We start from the raw sequence: 21,256 nt of genomic DNA on the forward strand, positions 1-21,256 counted from the left end.
GTTACCAGTTTACAACCGCTTCGTTGTAAATATCATCAATAATTTGCTCTAAAATATCATTAAGAAGTTCGTCTTCCACATCAGTCAACTGAGACATACTATCGTAATCCTTAAAGGCTGAGAAACTCTTGTCAAAGTCATTCTCACTTTCAATTTCATTTGTAAATCGCACCTTAATTGTAACCGTTAGTCGGTTTGTGGCTGCAATCTCACCTGCCTTAATATCCAAGGCCTGGGTTCTGTAACCTGTAATTTCCCCTTCAAAATTAAGATGTCCTTCTCCATCCACAACTTCATTCAAGGAAGTTTGACTTCTAAACTTCTCCTTTAACTCCTCAGTAAATCGATTACTTAAATTTGGATTTACCAATGGAGCACGATTTGGAAAATACTGCACCGAAAAAGTCTGTACTTTATCGGATAATGTTCCACCTGTTAATGAATAAGAAACCTTACAAGCCACGGCTAAAACAGCAACGCAAAGGCTTAAAACAAATACTTTAATAAACTTCATATATGAAAAATAAAAATAGCAATAATTTATAATAATTAACCAATATCGTACTCTTTGATTTTACGATACAATGTTCTCTCTGATATTCCTAAATCCTGAGCTGCATATTTACGCTTTCCATTGTGTTTATCCAAAGCTTTTTTAATCAACTCAATTTCTTTTTCTTCCAAGGATAATGACTCTTCGATAAAAACTTCAGTATCCTGAATTACTGAATCGTCGGATGTAGAAATATTAACAGTTTGCTGCTTCACAGGCTGATGTTGTACGATATCCATTTCCTGATCTTCATACAGTTTACGAATTAGCATAGCATTGTCTTTCTGTAAATCTGTAGAATCACTACCCTTTTGCATTAAATCAAATACCAACTTTTTTAAATCCGACATGTCTTTTTTCATATCAAATAGTACTTGATACAGGATCTCTCTTTCCGAAGAAAAACTTTGTTCTTGCTTTTTATTCTCTTTATAAATCGCAGGCAACATATGCTCATCGCTCATAGGAAGATAAGTCTGCAAATTTTCGGCACTAATCTGTCTTTCCTTCTCTATAATAGAAATTTGCTCGGTAATATTTTTTAGTTGTCGGATGTTACCTGGCCAACGATAAGACTTTAATATTTGTTGAGCCCCTTCATCTAATCTAAGAGGTGGCATTCTATATTTTTCTGCAAAATCCTGGGCAAATTTTCGGAACAATAAATGAATATCGTCCTGACGTTCTCTCAAAGGTGGCATCGAAATAGGAACCGTATTCAATCGATAATACAAATCTTCACGAAACTTACCTTCTTTTACCGATTTTGGAATGTTTACATTAGTGGCAGCAACTACCCTTACATTGGTTTTTAAAACTTTTGAAGAACCAACTTTTATGAATTCTCCAGTCTCTAAAACACGTAACAATCTAACTTGCGTTGATAATGGCAACTCACCAATTTCATCCAAAAAAATGGTTCCCTTATCGGCTACTTCAAAGTATCCTTTTCTGTCTGATAAAGCCCCTGTAAAAGCTCCTTTTTCATGTCCAAACAATTCTGAATCTATTGTCCCTTCGGGAATTGCTCCACAGTTTACGGCAATATAAGGTGCATGTTTTCTTGAACTGAACTGATGAATAATTTGAGGAAACACTTCCTTACCAGTACCACTTTCTCCTGTAATAAGCACCGATAAATCAGTTGGTGCAACCTGAACTGCAATATCTATCGCACGATTCAAAGCGTAAGAGTTCCCTATTATTCCGAATCTTTGTTTTATTTTTTGTACTTCCATCAAATCTCAAATCTTGAAATTAAAATGTACAGCATGAAATTTTTTCATACTATCTGACAAAATTACAATTTTTTGTTTTTAGTTTAATCTACATTCATTCTTAAAATCTCTAAATATTGTTAATTTTGGTATCCTTTTTTACATCTAAGCGTAACAATTTAGTTATTGGATTATAAATACAAGTGCGATGGCCTTACAACTAGAAAACCTAAAAGAATCAAATGAATTTTTGAATATTTTATTTGATAATATTACCTCTGCCCTTTTCATTGTAGATCAATCTGCTAAAATTGAAAATGTGAACGATTCATTCTCTATTCTTTTTCAAAAAAGAGAAGAACAAGTTTTGGGAGAATTATGTGGCAATGCTTTGGGTTGTGTTTTTGCTGTTGAGGAAGGTAAAGATTGTGGTACTACAAGTAATTGTTCCTATTGTAAATTACGAAAGGATATTCTCAAAACAATGTCGGAGAAAGTTCCTACCTACAGAAAGAAGCTTAGTCGAGATTTTTACACTTCCCAAACCAAAGAGTCGAAGCATTTTCTCTACTCCACAAAATTTATCCAATTTCATGGTCAAAAGTATACTTTAATTATTATTGACGATCACACAGAATTGGAAAATCACAGAAGGCAACTCGAAGAGCAAAATGAAACCTTGAAAAGTTTGAATGAGCAAAAGTCAAAGTTTCTTGGAATAGCTGCTCACGATTTAAGAAACCCAATTGGAGCAATTAGTTCTTTTTCCGAAATCCTATTAGACTCAGGAAACGAATTTTCTGTTAATGAAAAAGAAGAATTCTTAACATTGATAAAGGATAGTAGTCAATTCTCACTTCAATTGCTTAACGAGTTACTTGATATTTCGAATATAGAAAGAGGAAAACTACGCCTGAAAAAGAATCAAGAAAACATTGGACAAATCATAATGGATATTGTAAAAATCAATAAGGTTTTTGCAAGAAAAAAGAACATCAAAATTATCAACAAGGTTAAAGTTGAAAATTCAACGGTCAATATAGATAAAAGTAAAATTGAACAAGTGCTGCACAATTTATTGAGCAATGCCATAAAATATTCTACCCCTCACACTACCATTACCATTGATATTAAAGATCAAACAACAAATTTTGAAATTAGTATTAAAGATCAAGGTGTTGGAATTCCAGAATCCGAATTATCGAAACTTTTTACCGAATTTGGTACTACCAGCGCTAAAACTACTGCTAACGAAACCAGCACTGGATTGGGATTAGCCATTGCGAAAAAAATTATTACTGGTCATGGTGGAGAAATAATGGTCAAAAGTAAAGTGAACGAAGGTTCTGAATTTTTATTTACTTTGCCTAAATAATTTATAACAAAAAAATAAATGAGATTCATAGGAATTATTCCGGCAAGATACGCTTCTACCAGATTCCCTGGAAAACCTTTAGCCAATATTCATGGCAAAACAATGATTCAAAGAGTTTATGAACAAACTTTATTATCAATTGATGAAGTGTGGGTCGCTACGGATGATGAGAGAATTAAAACTGAAGTAGAAAAATTCGGTGGAAAGGTTGTAATGACCTCTTCTGATCACCAGAGTGGAACAGATCGAATTGCAGAAGCTGTTGCTACAATTTCTAAATCAAATCAACAAGAGTATGATGTTGTAATCAATATTCAGGGAGATGAGCCTTTTATTCAACCTGATCAAATAGAATTAGTAAAAGCCTGTTTTAATTCTCCGAATACACAAATTGCGACATTGGTAAAACAAATCTCTTGTCAAGAAGATATATTCGATCCCAATAAGGTGAAGGCTGTAATTAGCAAAGATCAGAAAGCTCTTTATTTTAGTCGATCTCCAATTCCGTATCAAAGGGGAGTAGAAAAAGAAGAGTGGTTAAACCATGGCACATTCTACAAACATATTGGAATGTATGCATACAAAAGTGAGGTGCTTCACGAAATTACCAAAATAGAACAGAGTAGTATGGAACTTTCAGAGTCATTGGAACAACTTCGCTGGCTAGAAAATGGATATTGGATTCAAACAGATATTACCGAACATGAATCAATTGGCATCGATACTCCTGAAGATTTAGAACGAATAAAAAATATGGGACTTTTATAGTCCCTTTTTTATGCTTTAACTTTTCTTTAAGGATTATTAGGAAGACCTTAACCACATTCAATCTTTGCAGGTTGTAAATTTGTAATGTATCTTCAAATACAATTACAAAAACTCATGAGTAAAAAACTAATTACAGGTTTAATCATTTTAATGAGTATTTCCTTACTTGGAATTATTGCAGTGCAAATTCTTTGGATACGAAATGCAATTTTTATTGAGGAAAGAACTTTTGATTCCAATATCAACAAAGTTCTTCATACAATTGTTGCCAAGCTTGAAAAAAGTGAGGAAGTTATATTTCTAACAAAGGGACTACCAAACCATCCTCATGAAAATATTGAAACTCGTGAAATCAAACACTTTCTTGAATCTGGGAAAAAATTTGGTCAAAATGTAATAAAAATCAAAGCAGAAAAAACGATTAATGGAAAAACCTCCTATAAAATAGATTCAAACTCCCAAGTCATTGTAATGCAATCCAACTCTGGACATCTTAATTTGTGGCATGACAAACAAGAAATGGATTCTACTCTCAAAATAGATATTCATGTCGAAACAAAAGATACGATTATAAGAGCAAAGCGAAAGGAAAAACAAATAGAAAACATCTTCAGCAAAGTAATGTATGAATTCAAAAACAAAGATGTTTCCATCGCTGAAAGAATAGATTTTGATAAACTCCCAAGCTTAATCCATTCAGAGTTGAAAAATTACAATATTGATTCCGATTTCAATTTCGCAATTTTTGCTGGTGAGCCTCTACTCCTAATTTATTCATCAGATAGCAATTATAATGACGTTCTAAAAAAATCAGAATATCAAGTCAACTTATTTCCCAATGATATTGTATTCACAAATCAAATTTTATCACTCGATTTTATCGATAGATTCAATCTGATCTACAAATCAATAATGCCACTTCTTATTCTATCAGGAATATTTACCATTTTTATTGTTGTAACATTTATCAATGCAGTGTATTTAATCCTAAAGCAGAAACGCATTAGTGATATCAAATCAGATTTCATCAACAATATTACTCATGAATTTAAGACTCCAATTGCTACCATTGGATTGGCGTCAGATTCCATAAATAATCCTAAGGTAATTGGAAATCCAGATCGAATTAGATATTTCACAGGTATCATTAAGGATGAGAATTTTAGAATGAACAAACAGGTCGAAAACATTCTTCAACTGTCATTATTTGGGAAGCATGAATTAAAATTAAACCTTCAATCCTGCCATCTAAATGAAATCATTCAAAAAGCTGCAGAGCATATCCAATTGCAAATTGATGAAAAAAATGGTCATTTAACAACCGATCTAAATGCCATTAACGATATTACAGATGTAGATGAAGTTCATTTCCTAAATGTACTTTTCAATTTATTCGATAATGCAATAAAATATTCGAACGAAGAACCTAAAATAGAACTTAGTACTGAAAACCATGGCCAATCTATTCTAATCACCATTAAAGATTCAGGCATAGGAATGAATTCAAAAACGATTAAAAGAATATTCAAGAAATTTTATCGTGCTGAAACTGGAAATATTCATAGTGTTAAAGGATTTGGTTTGGGACTAAGCTATGTAAAGTTAGTAATTGATCGTCATTACGGATCAATTGATGTTAACAGTAAACCTGGTCAGGGTACAAGTATTAAACTATCCTTACCGCTAAGTAAAATATGATGGCAGAACCAATCAAAATACTACTAGTCGAAGACGAAACCAATTTTGGTGCAGTAATGAAAAATTACCTCGAAATTTCTGATTTTGAAGTAACATTATGCATTAATGGTAAGGAAGGTCTAAAAGCATTTACCTCTCACCCTTTCGACCTATGTATTTTAGATGTAATGATGCCTGAAATGGATGGCTACACTTTAGCAAGAGAAATAAAGCATAAAGATTCCGATATGCCAATTATCTTTTTAACAGCTAAAACTCTTAAAGAGGATATCATTCAAGGATACCGTTTAGGTGCTGATGACTATATTACCAAACCATTCGATTCAGAACTATTAATTTATAAGATAAAGGCAATTTTATCTAGGAACAATGGGAATTCTTCCTCCTATAGTAAAAGCGTATTTAGGATTGGTAAATTTAGTTTTGATTCAAACCTTAGAATTTTAAGTATTAACAATGTTGAGCAAAAACTTTCTCCCAAAGAAGCGGAATTATTAAAACTTTTAGCTGAAAATCTCAATCAAATTTTACCCCGTGAAACGGCCTTAAAAAGCATTTGGGGCGATGATAACTTTTACACCACACGAAGCATGGATGTATACGTTACAAAGCTTAGAAAATACCTGAAAGCCGATCCTGATTTGTCCATTGAAAACATACACGGAAGTGGATTCAGACTATTACAAATAAACACACCTTACAATTAGATTTTGCAGTACCTCAAGAGTTGCAGTCAGATCAGGCTAATATCCATAAAGATTTTTCCTTACAGATTGCTCACCTTAATCCTATATAATTCACCAACACTTTCTTTTGTTTTTGTCTAATACCATTAGCTAAGGTGTTATAATACCTCTTTGTGGGGTATTGCTCTATTAGGGTTTTTAATTTCTTGTTACCTTAAGTTTAGGGCAAAAAAAAGAGTCTCACTCCATGTTGGAATAAGACTCTTTAAAGGTTGGCGTCGACCTACTCTCCCACATTTCTGCAGTACCATCGGCGCTAACGGGCTTAACTTCTCTGTTCGGAATGGGAAGAGGTGGAACCCCGTCGCTATAAACACCTAAAATCGTTTGTTGACTTCTGTGGTTAACTCCTGCTAACCGTCAACGAATATCGTAGACACATTGAAAGTAAAATAAAAGAACCAAATCTTGTAAGATTCAGCGATTGACCTCGCCACTCAGAAGCTTTCGGGTAATTAGTATTGCTCGACTTTGATGTTACCACCTTTACATCTGCAACCTATCAACGTTATCGTCTCTAACGACCCTTAAAGGAAATCTCATCTTGAGGTAGGCTTCGTGCTTAGATGCTTTCAGCACTTATCCCTGCCCAACGTAGCTACTCTGCTATGCAGCTGGCGCCACAACAGATACACTAGAGGTTAGTCCAACCCGGTCCTCTCGTACTAGAGTCAGATCCTCGCAAATTTCCAACGCCCACAACAGATAGGGACCGAACTGTCTCACGACGTTCTGAACCCAGCTCGCGTGCCACTTTAATGGGCGAACAGCCCAACCCTTGGGACCTTCTCCAGCCCCAGGATGTGACGAGCCGACATCGAGGTGCCAAACCGCTCCGTCGATATGAGCTCTTGGGAGCGATCAGCCTGTTATCCCCGGAGTACCTTTTATCCTTTGAGCGATGGCCCTTCCATACGGAACCACCGGATCACTATGCTCTACTTTCGTACCTGCTCGACCTGTATGTCTCACAGTCAAGCACCCTTGTGCCATTGCACTCTTCAGACGATTACCAAACGTCTTGAGGGTACCTTTAGAAGCCTCCGTTACTCTTTTGGAGGCGACCACCCCAGTCAAACTACCCACCACACACTGTCCGTCGTTAGACGTTAGACTTCAGATAAGCAAAGGGACGTATTTCAAGGATGACTCCACAACACCTGGCGGCGCTGCTTCATAGTCTCCGTCCTATCCTACACATCACTTACCCAAAATCAATGTGAAGCTGCAGTAAAGGTTCACGGGGTCTTTCCGTCCCGTTGCGGGTAATCGGCATCTTCACCGATACTACAATTTCACCGAGCTCATGGCTGAGACAGTGCCCAGATCGTTACACCATTCGTGCAGGTCGGAACTTACCCGACAAGGAATTTCGCTACCTTAGGACCGTTATAGTTACGGCCGCCGTTTACTGGGGCTTCATTTCAGACCTTCGCTTGCGCTAAGCCCTCCACTTAACCTTCCAGCACCGGGCAGGTGTCAGGCCTTATACTTCATCTTTCGATTTTGCAAAGCCATGTGTTTTTGGTAAACAGTCGCCTGGGCCATTTCACTGCGGCCTCCCGAAAGAGGCGTCCTTTCTCCCGAAGTTACAGGACCATTTTGCCGAGTTCCTTAGCCATGAATCACTCGAGCGCCTTAGTATTCTCTACTTGACTACGTGTGTCCGTTTGCGGTACGGGTCTCTATAACCTGAAGCTTAGAGGTTTTTCTTGGAAGTAAAATTACATGCACTATCCGCGCTGCCGTAGCATTGCGGTACTATCAGATTTCAGCTCAACCAGCGGATTTGCCTACCGGTCTCATCACATACGTCCTTCAACGAACTATTCCGTCAGTTCGCGGCATTGTCATCTCTTCGTCACCCCATCGCAGTTATAGAAAGTACCGGAATATTAACCGGTTGTCCATCGAGTTCGCCCTTCGGCTACCCCTTAGGTCCCGACTTACCCTGATCCGATTAGCGTTGATCAGGAAACCTTAGTCTATTGGCGTGCGGGTTTCTCGCCCGCATTATCGTTACTTATGCCTACATTTGCTTTTCTAAAAGCTCCACAATACATTACCATACTGCTTCTGCGCCGTTAGAATGCTCCCCTACCAGTTAGAATAAATTCTAAATCCATAGCTTCGGTGGTATATTTATGCCCGATTATCATCCACGCAAGATCGCTCGACTAGTGAGCTGTTACGCACTCTTTAAATGAATGGCTGCTTCCAAGCCAACATCCTAGCTGTCTAAGCAATCTCACCTCGTTTGTTCAACTTAACATACACTTGGGGACCTTAGCTGATGGTCTGGGTTCTTTCCCTCTCGTCCGTGGACCTTAGCACCCACGGGCTCACTGCCAGATATAAGTTATAGCATTCGGAGTTTGTCTGGATTTGATAGGCGGCGAAGCCCTCGCATCCAATCAGTAGCTCTACCTCTATAACTCTCGACTCTGACGCTGCACCTAAATGCATTTCGGGGAGTACGAGCTATTTCTCAGTTTGATTGGCCTTTCACCCCTACCCACAGTTCATCCGAACACTTTTCAACGTGAACCGGTTGGGCCCTCCACTCTGGTTTAACAGAGCTTCAGCCTGACCATGGGTAGATCACCAAGTTTCGCGTCTACCCCCACTAACTTTACGCCCTATTCAGACTCGCTTTCGCTTCGACTACGCACCTGAAGTGCTTAATCTCGCTAGTGAGGAGTAACTCGTAGGCTCATTATGCAAAAGGCACGCAGTCACACCCTAAAGTGCTCCTACCGCTTGTAGGCGTACGGTTTCAGGTACTCTTTCACTCCTCTGTTCGAGGTGCTTTTCACCTTTCCCTCACGGTACTTGTTCACTATCGGTCTCTCAGGAGTATTTAGCCTTACCAGATGGTCCTGGCAGATTCACACAGAATTCCTCGTGTTCCGCGCTACTCAGGATACTACTAGATTCACTTTGCTTACGTGTACGAGACTATCACTCTCTATGGTGTGTCTTTCCAAACACTTCCACTTCACGCCGATCATCATATTATAGTCCTACAACCCCACCATTGCCGAAACAATAATGGTTTGGGCTAATCCCCGTTCGATCGCCACTACTAGGGGAATCACTTTTGTTTTCTTCTCCTCCGGTTACTTAGATGTTTCAGTTCTCCGGGTTTGCCTCCTTAAAGGATACTCATTGCTGAGTGGGTTGCCCCATTCGGAAATCTACGGATCAATGGTTATTTGCACCTCACCGTAGCTTATCGCAGCTTATCACGTCCTTCATCGCCTCTGAGAGCCTAGGCATCCGCCATACGCCCTTAATTACTTCTTTTTGTGCCAATAAAAGTCTAAACTTTCATCACGAAATCAATCGTTGTTTCTTTACTATTGGTTACTTCTACTTTACTACTTTCAACATGTCAAAGAACTTTAATACACCATCGTATTTCGTGGAGAATATCGGAGTCGAACCGATGACCTCTTGCGTGCAAGGCAAGCGCTCTAGCCAGCTGAGCTAATCCCCCAAAACGTTAATCGTAGTCCTGCGCAGATTTGAACTGCGGACCCCTACATTATCAGTGTAGTGCTCTAACCAACTGAGCTACAGGACTAAATTTCTTAATCCATATGCTAGCGGTTTAAACACCCTAACGCTATGGGTTATGGTATATTAAATGAAAACAAGTAAAAAGTTAGGCAAAACAGTCATAAACCTGTCTTTTACCATAAACCTTAGTCGATATTCTAAATCTCTAGAAAGGAGGTGTTCCAGCCACACCTTCCGGTACGGCTACCTTGTTACGACTTAGCCCCAGTTACCAATTTTACCCTAGGTCGCTCCTTGCGGTTACGAACTTCAGGTCCCCTCGGCTTCCATGGCTTGACGGGCGGTGTGTACAAGGCCCGGGAACGTATTCACCGTATCATTGCTGATATACGATTACTAGCGAATCCAACTTCACGGAGTCGAGTTGCAGACTCCGATCCGAACTGAGACTAGCTTTTGAGATTAGCATCCTGTCACCAGGTAGCTGCCCTTTGTACTAGCCATTGTAACACGTGTGTAGCCCTGGACGTAAGGGCCGTGCTGATTTGACGTCATCCCCACCTTCCTCTCACCTTACGGTGGCAGTCTCGCTAGAGTCCTCAGCATTACCTGCTAGCAACTAACGATAGGGGTTGCGCTCGTTATGGGACTTAACCCGACACCTCACGGCACGAGCTGACGACAACCATGCAGCACCTTGTAATTTGCTCCGAAGAGAAAGCTTGTTTCCAAGCCGGTCAAACTGCATTTAAGCCCAGGTAAGGTTCCTCGCGTATCATCGAATTAAACCACATGTTCCTCCGCTTGTGCGGGCCCCCGTCAATTCCTTTGAGTTTCATTGTTGCCAACGTACTCCCCAGGTGGATTACTTAATGCTTTCGCTCAGTCGCGCACTGTGTATCGCGCACAACGAGTAATCATCGTTTACGGCGTGGACTACCAGGGTATCTAATCCTGTTCGCTCCCCACGCTTTCGTCCATCAGCGTCAATGTTAGCTTAGTGAGCTGCCTTCGCAATCGGTGTTCTACGTTATATCTATGCATTTCACCGCTACATAACGTATTCCGCCCACCTCAACTAAATTCAAGACAACCAGTATCAATGGCAGTTTCACAGTTGAGCTGTGAGATTTCACCACTGACTTAATCGCCCGCCTACGGACCCTTTAAACCCAATAAATCCGGATAACGCTCGAATCCTCCGTATTACCGCGGCTGCTGGCACGGAGTTAGCCGATCCTTATTCATACGGTACCTTCAGCTCCCTACACGTAGGAAGGTTTATTCCCGTAAAAAAGCAGTTTACAACCCATAGGGCAGTCATCCTGCACGCGACATGGCTGGTTCAGGCTTGCGCCCATTGACCAATATTCCTCACTGCTGCCTCCCGTAGGAGTCTGGTCCGTGTCTCAGTACCAGTGTGGGGGACTATCCTCTCAGACCCCCTAAGCATCATCGCCTTGGTGAGCCGTTACCTCACCAACAAGCTAATGCTACGCATGCCCATCTTACACCGCCGAAGCTTTAAATCAAATAACATGCGAAATTTGATCATTATGCGGTATTAATCCGGATTTCTCCGGGCTATCCCCCTGTGTAAGGCAGGTTGCATACGCGTTACTCACCCGTGCGCCGGTCGCCATCAATAAAAGCAAGCTTTTATTATGCTGCCCCTCGACTTGCATGTGTTAGGCCTGTCGCTAGCGTTCATCCTGAGCCAGGATCAAACTCTTCGTTGTATAAAAGTTTTTATAATTCTGTCTCATTCAGATTATCAAAGTTTAATGGTAATTTTTAATTGACAAGGTATTATTCTTGTATTTACCTAACTTCTTGTTTTCAATATTTTCAAAGAACGTATCGTTCTGTTTTTCCTTCTTAATTCACCCGAAAAAATCAGGCGGAAAAGCGAGTGCAAAGATAAATAAAACTCCTCCCAAATTCCAAATAAAATTTGAAATATTTTTGAAGTTTTTTTCAGCCGTGATTTCCATCAAATCATCAACTCACTCCCAAAACTTTTTCTAAACTCCTCCCGTTTGAGAAGCGGCTGCAAAGATAAATACTTTTTATCTAAAATTGCAAGTCATTTTTAAAACTTTTTTAAGATTCAATCCCCTCGAAAGCCTCATAGATACTAGTGCTCCAAAGAATCTTATCCCCATCAAAAGCGGCTGCAAAGATAAATACTTTATTTCTACAAATCCAAATGCTTTCGAAAAAAAAATCTTAAAAATTTCAAAATAAAATTGGATGTTTAGTAGGTGTAAACAATCATAAAAAAGATTCCTACGACCACCCTACCACTGCCTATAAAATACTACTAAACAACCATTTTATAAATCCACTCTCCGTTGAAAGTGGATGCAAATATAATAGAGGAAAGACCATACTTCCAAACAAAATTGAAAGAAAATTTAAAGATGATTCGCAAATCACTGATTTACAATTACAAAAAAAATCGTAATAAAATTACGATTTCAATATGGAATTATTTTGACGTGAAATTTCTAAATCCCATTCAGTAAAAGATCCTTTAAACTACTTACCTGTTCTTTATTTCCAAGAACAAACAAGTGGTAATTCTTCTCTAGCACCAATTCAGGAGAAGGGTTATAAATATATCCCCCTTCTTCATCTTTCAAACCGATGATATTAGCCCCAGATCTATTTCGCACATTTAATTCCTTTATTGACTTTCCAACAAAACATCCGGACAAATCCTGACAACTAACCTCTTCCAACTTTACGCCTTTTGTAGATTGCAACAGTATATTATCCAAAAACTCAACCACATCGGGCTGAGCAACCAACTTTGCCATTTGTTGACCTCCTAAACGATCCGGCATTATTACATTATCTGCTCCTGCTCTTTTCAACTTACTATCGGATTGACTATTGGAGGAACGAGAAATAATCTTTAAACCAGGATTCATTTCGCGAGCAGTTAAAACCACATAAACATTTTCTGCATCATTGGGAATCGCAGTAATCAATGCTTTAGCTTCCAGAATATTAGCCATATCGAGCACTTCTTCCATTGTAGCATCACCCTGAATAAAAAGCAGTTCGGGAAAAGCTCGCACCCTATCAATTGCAGACTCATTTGAATCCACAACAACAACATTCTCACCATGCTCTATTAACTCCAAGCTTGCCTGCTTACCATTCCGGCCAAAACCACAAACTATTACATGACCATTTAATTTTTCAACTTTCCTCACAATCCTATAATCTTTTAAGTTTCTACGAAATACACCATCTAAAATAAACCTGGTTATTGCAGAAGCCAAATAACCAAAAATCCCAAAGCTTATAAATATTAAAAATACAGTAAATATTTTTCCAACATCAGATAAAGGATGAACCTCCTGAAAACCAACAGTAGAAATGGTTATTACTGTCATATACAAAGCATCAACAACACTATAAGCTTCATTTATATACATATAACCAGCCGTACCAACCAAAACAGTTAGTACTAAAAAAAACATGGCAATACCTAGAGTTCGTATATTCTCTTCCCAAATTTTTTGTCTATTCATAGGAGCAAATCTATAATAATCTAAGGTAATCAATATCCTTAAATACAATATGGCCGTGTAAACTTATTTGCCATATTCCTGATAATTTTTCATTCGAATAATGCGATTCCCAAATTCACATTGAAGACATCTGTATTCATCACAATAATTCACCTTTAACTGCAATAAAGCTTGAGAATACCAAGATGATTTCACTTCCACTCCGCATTCTTTCCATTTATCAATGATAGAATTCTTTTCTTCAGGAATCTCTTCCAAAAGTTTTAAAGCTTTTTCCTTCATCTCCTCATCTTCGTTAATTTCGCCATAACAAAACACGATCGGAACAACCGAATTTATAACAATTGAATTGATTGTCATTTTTCCAAGTTGCTTACATTGGGATTTTGACTCAATACCAAATTGATAATGACTTTTCCAATAATCAGAAACCCGAATTTCGAACAAATGCTGAATATCTTTATAATTTACACAGTCCAGAATTTTTGAAAACAAGGAGGAAGATTTATGAATAAGAGCCGCCAATTGGGCAATTCGAATTGTTGGGAAATTACCTGGCCTTAACCTCAACCATTTCCACCGATGAGAAGGCAAAGGCTTCAGCTCATATTTATCCGCAAGAAACAAATATTCTTGTTGAAGATTTTTATAATAAGCGTCATCAACTGAATCATTCAACATGCCAGCCTGACCAAAAAGCAATGCTTCTAATTGCAAAAGCGAATTCTTTTGACGAGCCAAAATCTTTAAAGGCAACACTTGCGCCAACTGCTGAAAGGGATCAGCATTGACCTTCATTCCAAAATATCTGGCAATAATCTGATAAAATGTTTCTTCCCATGAATTTTTATTCAATTTCAACATTTTCTTCACATCTGCAGACTTTCTCTCCAAGCGTTCCAATATCATTCTATCCAACCAATTTCGCACAAAGAATTTTTCAACCAAATTGATCTCACCATAACAAGAAATCCATTGAGTGGAATGCATGAGCTGATTATAATTCTGCAACAAACACGAATCGAATTTTAAAATCAAACAGGGCAATTTTCTGGTTTCACCGATAAATACATCTGCATCAGCTTCATATACCACATGCAAAATCACATTATCATAGGAAGAATTTTGCTGATGATTGTGCTGATACCAGTATGATGATTTGATATGAACCTCTACATTTCCAGCCCACATCACATTATTAATCTTAATTCGCGCATCAAAAAAATCAGGACCAGCATCTTTATTTTGCTTCCCAACATTTACAACTTCTACTCTATCTCCTCCGGTAGAGAATAGATTTTGATCATCAAAAAGCTTGTGTTTCCAGATAAATTGCAGAAATTCCTCAGTCATACCATAATATTTTTACAGTAAGTATTCGAAATTTAACAATTCGATCAGTAAAAGACAATAAAAAAGCGACGTTTAATCAAACGCCGCTTCAAAATCTTATAAAGATGTATTTACTACAATACCGATTTTTCCTTCAATAAATCTTCCATTTCCAATTGCAACTCTTTAGCCTTTTCGCCAGCTACCTTTGCAAAAGCCTCCGAAGTATCAGCAAAAATAATTCCTCTTGAAGAATTTACAAGCAATCCACATGATTGATTCATCCCATATTTTGCAACTTCCTGAAGACTTCCCCCTTGAGCACCAACACCTGGAACTAACAAGAAGTGATCCGGAGCAATCTTTCTAATATCACCCAACATCTCAGCTTTTGTTGCTCCAACCACATACATCATATTTTCTTTGGTTCCCCAATCTTGAGATTTTTCAAGAACTTTCTCAAATAACTTTTGCTCTCCTTCTTGAAAAAACTGAAGATCGAAAGCTCCTTTATTCGAAGTTAAAGCCAAAAGAATAACCCACTTGTTTTCATACTCCAAGAATGGAGTTACAGAATCCTCACCCATATATGGCGCAACTGTAATTGAATCGAATGGCATATTTTCCAAAAATGCACTTGCATACATTTTCGATGTATTTCCAATATCCCCTCTTTTCGCATCAGCAATCAAGAAAATCTCTGGGTATTTTTCTTTGATATAGTTCACAATTTTCTCAAGACTATTCCATCCTTGAGCTCCTCGGCACTCATAAAAAGCAATGTTTGGCTTATAAGCAACAGTAAATTCAGCAGTTGCATCAACAATTTGCTTGTTAAATTCAAATACTGGATCTTCAGAATCTAAAAGGTGAGATGGAATTTTTTTGATATCGCTATCTAAACCTACACAAAGGAAACTTTTCTTCTTTTTGATTTGCTCAAATAATGCCTGATAATTCATGGTAAAATTGGTTGTTTAGTAATATTTAATACAAAAAAGGCAGTGGAAAAACCACTGCCAATATCATTATAAACCACTTTCTTTAAGTCGTTCTGCGTTTTCTTCGATTTGAAGTTTGTCGATAATTTCCTGAACATCACCGTCCATAATTGCCGACAAGTTATATAACGTAAGGTTGATACGGTGATCAGTAACACGCCCCTGCGGATAGTTATATGTTCTAATCTTAGCCGAACGGTCACCCGTCGAAACCATTGTTTTACGTTTCGATGAAATTTCATCCAAGTATTTTTGATGCTCCATTGCATAAATACGTGAACGAAGTTCTACCATTGCTTTTGCCAAGTTCTTCAACTGAGACTTCTGATCCTGACAAGTTACTACAATGTTTGTAGGAATGTGAGTCAATCGAATTGCCGAATAGGTAGTATTTACCGATTGTCCACCTGGACCAGAAGAACAATATGTATCTTTACGGATATCGCTTTCTTTGACCTCAACATCAAACTCTTCAGCCTCTGGCAATACTGCTACTGATGCAGCACTGGTATGAACACGCCCTTGCGTTTCGGTTTGTGGCACACGTTGCACACGGTGAACTCCAGATTCATATTTAAGCACCCCATATACACCTTCACCATTTACATTCATTACAATTTCCTTGTAACCTCCTGATGTACCTTCACTAAAGCTTGAAATAGAAACTTTCCATCCTTTAGCTTCACAGAATTTGGTATACATTCTTGCCAAATCACCAGCAAAAATACTTGCCTCATCGCCACCAGTTCCAGCTCTAATCTCAAGAATTGCATTTTTGGAATCCTCAGGATCTGCAGGCACCAACAACAATTTAATGTTCTGTTCCATATCCGGAAGTTTACCTTCCAAATCTTCCAATTCCATTTTTGCCATTTCCCTCAACTCTTCGTCAGATTCATTTGCAATAATATCTTTCGACTCAGCAATTGTATCAACGGCATTTTTATATTCTTTTGCAGCCTCGGTAACTGCCTCCAATTCCTTATATTCTTTGCTTAGTTTTACAAAGCGTTTCATGTCTCCCATCACATCAGGGTCGGTAATCAATTGACCAACCTCTTTAAATCTGATAAAGACACCCTCTAATTTATCAAGGATCAAATTATTGCTCATGCTACAATATTCTAAATTTTGGACAAAATTAGAAAAATAAAACGACTTTAAAACTGAAGTATGAAATTATAGTTCATCAGTTGTTTAATTTAGGTGAAAACGCAACAAAAACAGGCAAACAAAAAGCTTACCAAAATCCCTCTATTCTAAAGAAGCTGAATTAAATTATCATGATTTTAAATTGAAAAAAAATCGTTCAACCTATTTACTTTTTAAAGACCAAAAACTAATTTTACCTAAAGAGAAGAAGCAATAATTCAATAGATCTATTTACAAAATCAAACACACTTAAACCAGAATGGTTTTATTGGATTTTACATTTGCACAATAGAGCAAATTGCAACTTTTAATTTTATCTGTAACAACAAAGATTTTGAATTTTTAATTCGGTTAGTTATTACCGCCTAATTCGATGCTTATGGTTAAAGTTAGAATACCCCGGAATGAAGATCAATTGTTGGGATTGTTAGGGAAAATAAACGAAAGACACGAATACAACAAGAAAAAAAGTCTTTTGAATGGAGCTGTTGACATGGATCGCCTAGTTGAAAAATCTAAAAAAATCAGAAAAATTAAGGATCTGAAGCCAGAACCAAGTACCAAGAAACAATCTTTTGATCGTTCAAAAAACAATGATTTAAAGTTTATCTCAAGTGAAATTCGCAGCATCAGAAATTTATTACTTGCTGTTTATCCCGACGAGCCCAAAGTGATTAAAGAATGGGGCTTCGAAATCAATGAATAATAAAAAAACCACTCAAACTTGAGTGGTTTTTTTTTATTTCGTAATTATCAATTAGTAAACGAATTCTCCAAATTCGCTCTTGATTGTTAATTTCTTACCTTCCCACGCTTCGCATCTACCAACAATCCGAGCATCTACATTAAACTCTTTTGAGATTGCGATGATATCTTCAGCTATTTCTTGTGGAACATACAATTCAAATCTATGTCCCATATTAAATACTTTGTACATTTCGTCCCAAGCGGTTCCACTCTGCTCATGAATTAGTTTGAACAAGGGTGGCACATCAAACATGTTGTCTTTTACCACATGCAAATTGTCAACAAAATTCATCACTTTGGTTTGAGCTCCACCCGAACAGTGAATCATACCATGAATTTGAGAACGATATTTATCTAAGATTTTTTTGATAATTGGAGCGTAGGTTCTCGTTGCTGACAATACCAATTTCCCTGCATCGATATCTACACCTTCAACCGAATCAGTCAATTTGCAATTACCCGAATAAACCAAATCTTCAGGAACTGCATTATCGAAACTTTCAGGATATTTTTCCGCCAAATATTTCGAGAATACATCATGACGAGCAGAAGTTAATCCATTTGACCCCATTCCGCCATTGTACTCCGATTCGTAGGTTGCCTTACCCGATGATGAAAGACCAACGATTACATCACCTGCCTGAATTTTTTCATTGGTGATTACATCTTCACGTTTCATGCGGCAGGTAACGGTAGAATCAACAATAATGGTTCTTACCAAATCTCCAACATCTGCTGTTTCACCTCCAGTTGAGTGAATATTTACGCCAAGCTTAGCATACTCTGCAAGCAACTCTTCAGTTCCATTAATAATTGCAGAAATTACTTCTCCTGGAATCAAATTCTTGTTTCTCCCAATTGTAGAAGACAAAAGAATATTATCAACTGCACCTACACAAAGCAAATCATCAATATTCATAATTAAAGCATCCTGAGCAATACCTTTCCAAACGGAAATATCACCAGTCTCCTTCCAATACATATATGCCAAGGATGATTTTGTTCCAGCTCCATCGGCATGCATAATATTGCAATATTCATCATCGCCAGTTAAATAATCGGGAACCACCTTACAAAAGGCATTCGGAAATAGACCTTTATCAAGATCTTTAATCGCACTGTGTACATCTTCCTTCGAAGCAGAAACTCCTCTAAGATTGTATCTTTCGTCTTTTCTCATGGTTGTTTAGATAAAGTATAAAAGGAAATTACTCCTTCAATTTTTTAGCTTCGGCAAAGGTAATCTTTTTCCCTTTATAGTACGCGATTACAAAAGCTTTAATTCCTTTCTTATTGATCTTTTGCGACTCTAATTTCGCTTCCTCATAATTATCGTAAATTCCTGTGGTGTATCTAACAGAGGATTGATTGACCGGAGCTTTAAAAACCACTTTAAAATTTTGAATTATTGAAGGAACCGTTTTGTTGCTAAAAGCACCAATTTGAATGGTATAAAACACTCCTTGTACTTTATTTAAATCTTTAATTAAAGTATTTCCAATTTGACTAGGATCACTTCCTGGTTTTACTTTGGAATTAGGCCCTGGCACATAATCTGTTGATAATACCTTAAACTCTGTCCTCCTGTTCAATTGGTTGGCAATTTCTTTTTGTTTAGAAGTAAACTGCCAAATATTTTTCTCTGTAAGAACTGTTTCTTCCGACAAGAAATCATATTCATCAGCAATTTCTTTGCTCACTACTCTAGGTTGAGATTCTCCATATCCGTGTGCAACCAAACGATCCCAATAAATTCCATTTTCAATTAAATAATCAACAACCGACTGAGCTCTTTTCTGAGAAAGGTCCTTATTGGTGGATTCACTTCCAACAAAATCGGTATGCGAACCCAATTCAATTGTAATATTCGGATTATCATTTAGCGTTTCAACCAAACCATCAAGAGCTTCTTTCGATTCTTCGCGAAGACTCCACTTTCCAAAATCGTAAAAAATATTCGGTAGCTCAATTGGTTTTTCTATCGCCTTCAATCCTATCATCGATTTAAAGTTTCGACTTACTTGAATTCCAACAGTGCTTACCTGTTCTTTTCCATTCAAATAACCATCTTTTGAAACCATAGCAATGTATTCCAAATCAGGTTTCAATTCAAATCTAAAATTCCCTTCATCATCTGTTTTCACATCAAATTGCTCTCCATCCGATGACACCAAATTAATGCTGGCTCTTTCAACAGGAGTTTTAGATTCCGAATCTACAACTTGTCCCAAAAATGTAAATTGCAAAGGCACATAATCAAATCGGTAGATATCATCATTTCCTTTATTGCGAGAAGATGAAAACATTCCTTTCTCTTTGTTAGGCTGAAAATGAATTGCAAAATCATCGGCTGTTGAATTGATCGGATATTTCATATTTTCAACTTCCCACACACCAGACTCAGCTTTTTGGGCCATATAGATATCCAATCCACCTATTCCTCCATCACGATCCGATGCAAAATAAAGCTTACCATTATCATGGATATGCGGAAACTGTTCATCTTTTTCAGAATTGATTGGTTTGCCTAAATTTTGAGGTTCTGTCCAGCCACTTCCACTTTTTTTGCTCATCCAAATGTCATTCCCTCCATAGCCTCCTGGCATATCCGAAACAAAATATAAAATTGTGCCATCAGCAGAAATAGATGGGTGCGCAACAGACAAAGAATCGGGAACCAATTCCTGAAGAGCCACTCTGCCCCACTCTCCATTCTGTCTTTGTACAGCAAAAATTTTTGTCCCTTGATTGTCCTTATTTATTTTTCGTGAAGAGGTAAAGTAAAAAACATCACCATTTGAATTAAAGCAAGCTGCACCTTCGTTCCAATCAGAATTAATGGTATCTCCAACAGATGAAGGCTTACTCCACTGATAAGTATCAGTCATTATTTTTCGAGTTTTGGCCTTTCTCCCTTTTTTCTTTCGTGATTTTCGAACCACCTCATTTGAATAGTGCGACTCTAATAAGTTCGTAAAATATTCACCAGTAACGCCATCTTTTTTTACTTTATCTTTTAATTTTCGATTTGATGTAAAGAAAATCACGTTGGTATCTTGTCCCATATAGATTGGAGCAAAATCACTAGATGTAGAATTAAATTCTTTCAAAATCTCCACTTTGTATCTTCCCGGAAATTCCTCCCAATAGGAAACTCTTTTGAGAATTTTAGCTACATCATCGGTTTGTTTTGCTTCTGGTTTTAAATCCAAATATTCCCAGAAATTCTCTTCTGCTTCCTCAAGTTTGTAGTTTTTAAGCTCAGCATATCCCAATTTCTTCGCAGCATCCGCAAAAGTATCCCTATTCATAATAGCCTTTCGATACCAAGATGCAGCTTTTCGGGGCAAATTGATCTCATCGAAACAATTTGCATTCATAAATGCGATTTCAGCTTTTCGCACTCTGTCTTTCTCTTTTTTATATGCCTTTTCATACATTTCCTGTGCATGAAAATACCTGCCGGATTTCAGCATTTTATTTCCACGATTAACGTAAGATTGAGATGAACAAGATATAAATAAGCCTATTATACAGAGTAATCCTGAGAAAGAAAGAATTTTCATTACGTGATATGTTCGATTATAAAGTATAAAAATA

At 37.5% G+C, this 21,256-nt stretch carries 13 protein-coding genes, 2 tRNA genes and 3 rRNA genes; 5 read left to right on the plus strand and 13 right to left on the minus strand.

The window, feature by feature from the left end; genetic code table 11:
- Position 1: 1 nt before the first annotated feature.
- The gene (locus tag ACKPCA_RS13305) at positions 2-514 is read right to left on the minus strand and encodes an LptE family protein (RefSeq protein ID WP_321279513.1); all 513 of its coding nucleotides are present in this window, start codon (positions 512-514) and stop codon (positions 2-4) included.
- A gap of 35 nt (positions 515-549) precedes the next feature.
- Positions 550-1,791 carry a sigma-54 interaction domain-containing protein gene (locus ACKPCA_RS13310; protein ID WP_321279514.1) on the minus strand — a complete coding sequence of 414 codons (1,242 nt, stop codon included), beginning with the start codon at positions 1,789-1,791 and terminating at the stop codon, positions 550-552.
- A 187-nt stretch (positions 1,792-1,978) separates the two neighbouring features.
- On the opposite strand from ACKPCA_RS13310, the gene ACKPCA_RS13315 reads away from it, so the two are divergent.
- The 4 genes from ACKPCA_RS13315 to ACKPCA_RS13330 all read left to right on the plus strand — a co-directional run bounded on the left by ACKPCA_RS13315 (position 1,979) and on the right by ACKPCA_RS13330 (position 6,318).
- Positions 1,979-3,145 carry a sensor histidine kinase gene (locus tag ACKPCA_RS13315; RefSeq protein ID WP_321279515.1) on the plus strand — a complete coding sequence of 389 codons (1,167 nt, stop codon included), beginning with the start codon at positions 1,979-1,981 and terminating at the stop codon, positions 3,143-3,145.
- 18 nt (positions 3,146-3,163) lie between these two features.
- The gene (kdsB, locus tag ACKPCA_RS13320) at positions 3,164-3,913 is read left to right on the plus strand and encodes a 3-deoxy-manno-octulosonate cytidylyltransferase (protein ID WP_321279516.1); all 750 of its coding nucleotides are present in this window, start codon (positions 3,164-3,166) and stop codon (positions 3,911-3,913) included.
- Positions 3,914-4,027: 114 nt separating this feature from the next.
- On the plus strand, positions 4,028-5,611 hold the full coding sequence (locus ACKPCA_RS13325) for a sensor histidine kinase (protein WP_321279517.1): 1,584 nt from the start codon (positions 4,028-4,030) through the stop codon (positions 5,609-5,611).
- Positions 5,611-6,318 carry a response regulator transcription factor gene (locus tag ACKPCA_RS13330; protein ID WP_321279518.1) on the plus strand — a complete coding sequence of 236 codons (708 nt, stop codon included), beginning with the start codon at positions 5,611-5,613 and terminating at the stop codon, positions 6,316-6,318. Before ACKPCA_RS13325 ends, ACKPCA_RS13330 begins: the two co-directional genes overlap by 1 nt.
- A 249-nt stretch (positions 6,319-6,567) precedes the next feature.
- Here the strand turns inward: ACKPCA_RS13330 and rrf are convergent.
- The 9 genes from rrf to prfA form a co-directional block, all read right to left on the minus strand.
- A 5S ribosomal RNA gene (gene rrf / locus ACKPCA_RS13335) occupies positions 6,568-6,678 on the minus strand.
- A gap of 114 nt (positions 6,679-6,792) precedes the next feature.
- Positions 6,793-9,663 (minus strand): 23S ribosomal RNA (locus ACKPCA_RS13340).
- A gap of 119 nt (positions 9,664-9,782) precedes the next feature.
- Positions 9,783-9,856 (minus strand) — tRNA-Ala (locus tag ACKPCA_RS13345).
- Between the two features lie 13 nt (positions 9,857-9,869).
- Positions 9,870-9,943 (minus strand) — tRNA-Ile (locus tag ACKPCA_RS13350).
- A gap of 145 nt (positions 9,944-10,088) precedes the next feature.
- Positions 10,089-11,618: ribosomal RNA gene (locus tag ACKPCA_RS13355) — 16S ribosomal RNA — on the minus strand.
- The 16S, 23S and 5S rRNA genes sit together here with 2 tRNA genes alongside, the layout of an rRNA operon.
- Positions 11,619-12,389: 771 nt before the next feature.
- Positions 12,390-13,424, minus strand: coding sequence for a potassium channel family protein (locus ACKPCA_RS13360; RefSeq protein ID WP_157471483.1), 1,035 nt, complete (start codon positions 13,422-13,424; stop codon positions 12,390-12,392).
- A 63-nt stretch (positions 13,425-13,487) separates the two neighbouring features.
- On the minus strand, positions 13,488-14,777 hold the full coding sequence (locus ACKPCA_RS13365) for a DUF2851 family protein (protein WP_321279519.1): 1,290 nt from the start codon (positions 14,775-14,777) through the stop codon (positions 13,488-13,490).
- 113 nt (positions 14,778-14,890) lie between these two features.
- Positions 14,891-15,718 carry an orotidine-5'-phosphate decarboxylase gene (gene pyrF / locus ACKPCA_RS13370; RefSeq protein ID WP_054721042.1) on the minus strand — a complete coding sequence of 276 codons (828 nt, stop codon included), beginning with the start codon at positions 15,716-15,718 and terminating at the stop codon, positions 14,891-14,893.
- Between the two features lie 66 nt (positions 15,719-15,784).
- Complete coding sequence (gene prfA, locus ACKPCA_RS13375) at positions 15,785-16,870, minus strand: peptide chain release factor 1 (RefSeq protein ID WP_321279520.1); 1,086 nt, start codon at positions 16,868-16,870, stop codon at positions 15,785-15,787.
- Positions 16,871-17,288: 418 nt separating this feature from the next.
- On the opposite strand from prfA, the gene ACKPCA_RS13380 reads away from it, so the two are divergent.
- Positions 17,289-17,615 (plus strand): hypothetical protein, encoded by a 327-nt coding sequence (locus ACKPCA_RS13380; RefSeq protein ID WP_157471482.1) that lies wholly within the window; start codon positions 17,289-17,291, stop codon positions 17,613-17,615.
- A 51-nt stretch (positions 17,616-17,666) separates the two neighbouring features.
- Here ACKPCA_RS13380 and ACKPCA_RS13385 read toward each other — a convergent pair whose 3' ends face one another.
- Both ACKPCA_RS13385 and porE read right to left on the minus strand, forming a co-directional pair.
- Positions 17,667-18,836, minus strand: coding sequence for an AIR synthase related protein (locus ACKPCA_RS13385; RefSeq protein ID WP_321279521.1), 1,170 nt, complete (start codon positions 18,834-18,836; stop codon positions 17,667-17,669).
- 28 nt (positions 18,837-18,864) lie between these two features.
- Positions 18,865-21,222: a PorE family type IX secretion system protein gene (gene porE / locus ACKPCA_RS13390; RefSeq protein WP_321279522.1), complete on the minus strand. Its 2,358-nt coding sequence runs from the start codon at positions 21,220-21,222 to the stop codon at positions 18,865-18,867.
- Positions 21,223-21,256: the final 34 nt, after the last annotated feature.

Source organism: Marinifilum fragile, assembly GCF_963677365.1.
Lineage (GTDB): Bacteria > Bacteroidota > Bacteroidia > Bacteroidales > Marinifilaceae > Marinifilum > Marinifilum fragile.

Bases quoted from the DNA above. Each gene is read 5' to 3' on its own strand.
- prfA (WP_321279520.1), bottom strand. From the start codon at position 16,870: ATGAGCAATAATTTGATCCTTGATAAATTAGAGGGTGTCTTTATCAGA.
- ACKPCA_RS13330 (WP_321279518.1), top strand. From the start codon at position 5,611: ATGGCAGAACCAATCAAAATACTACTAGTCGAAGACGAAACCAATTTT.
- ACKPCA_RS13305 (WP_321279513.1), bottom strand. From the start codon at position 514: ATGAAGTTTATTAAAGTATTTGTTTTAAGCCTTTGCGTTGCTGTTTTA.
- ACKPCA_RS13360 (WP_157471483.1), bottom strand. From the start codon at position 13,424: ATGAATAGACAAAAAATTTGGGAAGAGAATATACGAACTCTAGGTATT.
- ACKPCA_RS13380 (WP_157471482.1), top strand. From the start codon at position 17,289: ATGGTTAAAGTTAGAATACCCCGGAATGAAGATCAATTGTTGGGATTG.
- kdsB (WP_321279516.1), top strand. From the start codon at position 3,164: ATGAGATTCATAGGAATTATTCCGGCAAGATACGCTTCTACCAGATTC.
- ACKPCA_RS13310 (WP_321279514.1), bottom strand. From the start codon at position 1,791: ATGGAAGTACAAAAAATAAAACAAAGATTCGGAATAATAGGGAACTCT.
- pyrF (WP_054721042.1), bottom strand. From the start codon at position 15,718: ATGAATTATCAGGCATTATTTGAGCAAATCAAAAAGAAGAAAAGTTTC.
- ACKPCA_RS13325 (WP_321279517.1), top strand. From the start codon at position 4,028: ATGAGTAAAAAACTAATTACAGGTTTAATCATTTTAATGAGTATTTCC.
- ACKPCA_RS13365 (WP_321279519.1), bottom strand. From the start codon at position 14,777: ATGACTGAGGAATTTCTGCAATTTATCTGGAAACACAAGCTTTTTGAT.
- porE (WP_321279522.1), bottom strand. From the start codon at position 21,222: ATGAAAATTCTTTCTTTCTCAGGATTACTCTGTATAATAGGCTTATTT.
- ACKPCA_RS13385 (WP_321279521.1), bottom strand. From the start codon at position 18,836: ATGAGAAAAGACGAAAGATACAATCTTAGAGGAGTTTCTGCTTCGAAG.
- ACKPCA_RS13315 (WP_321279515.1), top strand. From the start codon at position 1,979: ATGGCCTTACAACTAGAAAACCTAAAAGAATCAAATGAATTTTTGAAT.